This window comes from Eudoraea sp., assembly GCF_049665975.1.
Classification (GTDB): domain Bacteria; phylum Bacteroidota; class Bacteroidia; order Flavobacteriales; family Flavobacteriaceae; genus Eudoraea.
In genome coordinates this window covers 1-2,746 of the sequence record NZ_JBATGR010000257.1, presented here as the reverse complement: position 1 = coordinate 2,746, position 2,746 = coordinate 1, and the positions used below count along the sequence as shown (strand labels likewise).

General features: G+C 41.2%; 3 protein-coding genes and 1 pseudogene. All 4 read left to right on the top strand.

Going from position 1 to position 2,746, the window contains the following annotated elements:
* Positions 1 to 934, top strand: a 934-nt coding sequence (locus tag WBN20_RS09360; RefSeq protein ID WP_424281492.1) for an aspartate aminotransferase family protein, incomplete at its 5' end; no start/stop codon positions are given.
* A 1-nt stretch (position 935) separates the two neighbouring features.
* A complete protein-coding gene (locus WBN20_RS09355; RefSeq protein WP_424275289.1) occupies positions 936 to 1,871 on the top strand; it encodes a carbon-nitrogen hydrolase family protein in 936 nt (311 codons plus the stop codon).
* A 12-nt stretch (positions 1,872 to 1,883) separates the two neighbouring features.
* Complete coding sequence (locus WBN20_RS09350) at positions 1,884 to 2,291, top strand: VOC family protein (protein ID WP_424281491.1); 408 nt, start codon at positions 1,884 to 1,886, stop codon at positions 2,289 to 2,291.
* A gap of 3 nt (positions 2,292 to 2,294) precedes the next feature.
* Positions 2,295 to 2,746, top strand: a pseudogene (locus tag WBN20_RS09345) (ornithine decarboxylase); the annotation flags it as partial.

Here is a 2,746-nt window from a genome sequence, read left to right as displayed (position 1 = left end):
ACAGGCCACCAAAAGACCTGCAATTTTATGCTATACCGGTGCCTACCATGGCCGGACTATGATGGCGATGACGCTAACTAGTAAGGTTAGTTATAAGTATGATTGCGGCCCTTTTGCTCCGGAAGTATACAGACTACCATTTCCAAACTTTTATCGCTATAGAGGTATTAGAGATGAGGCTACTTTTGTCAAGGACGAACTAAAACGACTTCACGAAAGCGCCCTCAATCTGGTTGATATAGAAAGTGTTGCGGCAATTATTTTAGAGCCCATCCAGGGTGAAGGTGGTTTTAATCCAATACCCCAAGAATATTTAGAGGGGTTAAGAGCATTTTGCGATGAGCATGGCATCTTACTAATTATGGATGAAGTACAAAGCGGATTCTGTCGTACCGGACATTGGGCTAGCTGGCAACACTATGGTGTACAGCCAGATATAAGTACCTACGCTAAATCGATGGGATCGGGACTTCCCATTGCAGCCGTCGTCGGGCGGGGGGAAATAATGGACGCTGCAGCTTCTGGCTCTATAGGTGGCACCTATATTGGAAGTCCTGTTTGTTGTGTTGCCGCTTCGGCTACCATTAAATATATGAAGGAGATTAATCTTAATGAAAGGGCAAAACAGGTCGGTGATACCATCATGAGCCGTTTGAAAAAGTTGATGAAAGATTATTCTGAAATAGGTGATGTGAGAGGCATTGGTGCAATGATTGGGATCGAGTTTGTTAAAAATAGTGATCCAAGGCAACCTAATTCAGAAGTTTGCGGCAAAATTGTAAAAGGCTGTTCGGAAAACGGGTTAATTATTCTTAGTGCAGGCACCCATAAAAATATTATTCGCATCCTCTCACCTTTGGTAATTACCCGGGAAGAATTAGAAAAAGGGTTATCTATTTTAGAAAATGAAATTAAAAAAGCAATAGGAAACTAATATGAGACCATTCGCAATTGCAGGAATACAGATGAAGGTTTCAGCGGTCGCTTCCAATGTGGAAATGATGAAGCTGAAACTCGATATTACAATGACCCTCTATCCGTGGATAGAAATGGTATTATTTAGTGAATTATGTGCATACGGCCCACTAATACATACTGCCCAGGAAATTCCTTGTGCGTTTGAAGCCGAAATGCAGGCCATGGCCAAAAAATATGGGATCTGGCTACTTCCGGGATCTATTTTTGAAAAGAGTAATGGAAAAATATACAATACGACCACCGTTATCAATCCCAAAGGGGAAATTGTGACACGCTATCGCAAAATGTTTCCGTTTTATCCCTATGAAGTAGGCGTAACACCGGGAACGGAATTTTGTGTTTTTGATGTGCCCGAAGTAGGAAGATTTGGAGTGTCGATTTGTTATGATATGTGGTTCCCGGAAACCATTAGAACCTTAGTGTCAATGGGCGCAGAAGTAATACTTCACCCCACCATGTCTGGTACCATAGATCGAGATATTGAATTATCTATTGTAAGAGCGATGGCTTCCGTGAATCAATGTTACTTCTTTGATGTCAATGGTTTGGACACCGGGGGTACCGGACGATCCATAGTATGTGGGCCAGACGGCCTTGTTATTCACCAGTCCGAAGGTACTGAAGAAATTATCCCTCTTGAATTAAATATCGCAAGAGTGAAAAGAAGCCGTGAATTGGGCATATTGCGCCTGGGCCAGCCCCTGAAAAGTTTTAGAGATCATTTAGGTCAATTCAGCATATATCAGCCACAAACCCCTCACCCCTATCTCGATTCACTTGGCCCCCTCATAAAACCTAATAGACTGGACAAATTAACAAAATTGATTATAAAGGGAGAATCTCTTGAACATCCGATAGCTCCAACACATTATAAAGGAGATGGATCAATATAAATACTAATTACAATGGGCGGCGTATCCTCAAATAAAAAGAAAGACAAAACGGAGTTTAAAGATTATGTGAGTTGGTTTGAAATACCAGCCATCGACTTTCAGCAAGCAGTTAATTTTTACAACCACATATTCGGCATTAAAATGATTCAAAACGTCACAGAGGAAAATGCCATGGCCTTTTTTCCGGTGAAAAAGGGTATTGGTGGAGCGGTTATTTCTGGGCCGGGTTCTGTTCCCAGTGATATTGGACCATTGATTTATTTAAATGGGGGCAAAGACTTGAGTAATGTCCTCGATAAAGTGGAAGATGCTGGTGGGAGAATAGTAATGCCCAAAACCTTGATAAGCGAAGAAGCGGGTTACTTCGCCATTTTTATTGATTCTCAGGGAAACAAGCTCGCTTTACATTCAAAAAATTAAATCGTGATTAAGAATAAAATCAAAAGTGCACCTTATTATAACATCGGACAACTAAGGGTCGACTACTGGAACAAACTAAAAATTGAAACAGCGGAATTAGCCCGATGCCGCAAAGGGTCTGCTAATGAAAAAAGACATAAACAAGCCACAAAAGAGTTAATAAAAGATCTGAAAGGTGTTGAGTGTTTTTTTGCTTCTCCAGGTAAAGGGCGCATACAGAAGCTGGAAAAGGCCTTTTCCGTTCATGAGCATGCCTCCTTATCACACCTGGCGGCAGAAACTACAAAACAATTGGTAGGTGATAGCTACAGAAGTAATCCGGACTTTCTGGATCATGATGAACATAGCTTAGAATCAGTTGAGGAACATGAGCAATATAACGGCATTAGTAAGAATTATTTCGAGGTAATGTTCGTTGACGATATTTCCGAACAGGAAGAGATCAATCTGCAGCA

Excerpts from the sequence above, each read along its gene's own strand:
- WBN20_RS09350 (WP_424281491.1), top strand. The coding sequence starts at position 1,884 with ATGGGCGGCGTATCCTCAAATAAAAAGAAAGACAAAACGGAGTTTAAA.
- WBN20_RS09355 (WP_424275289.1), top strand. The coding sequence starts at position 936 with ATGAGACCATTCGCAATTGCAGGAATACAGATGAAGGTTTCAGCGGTC.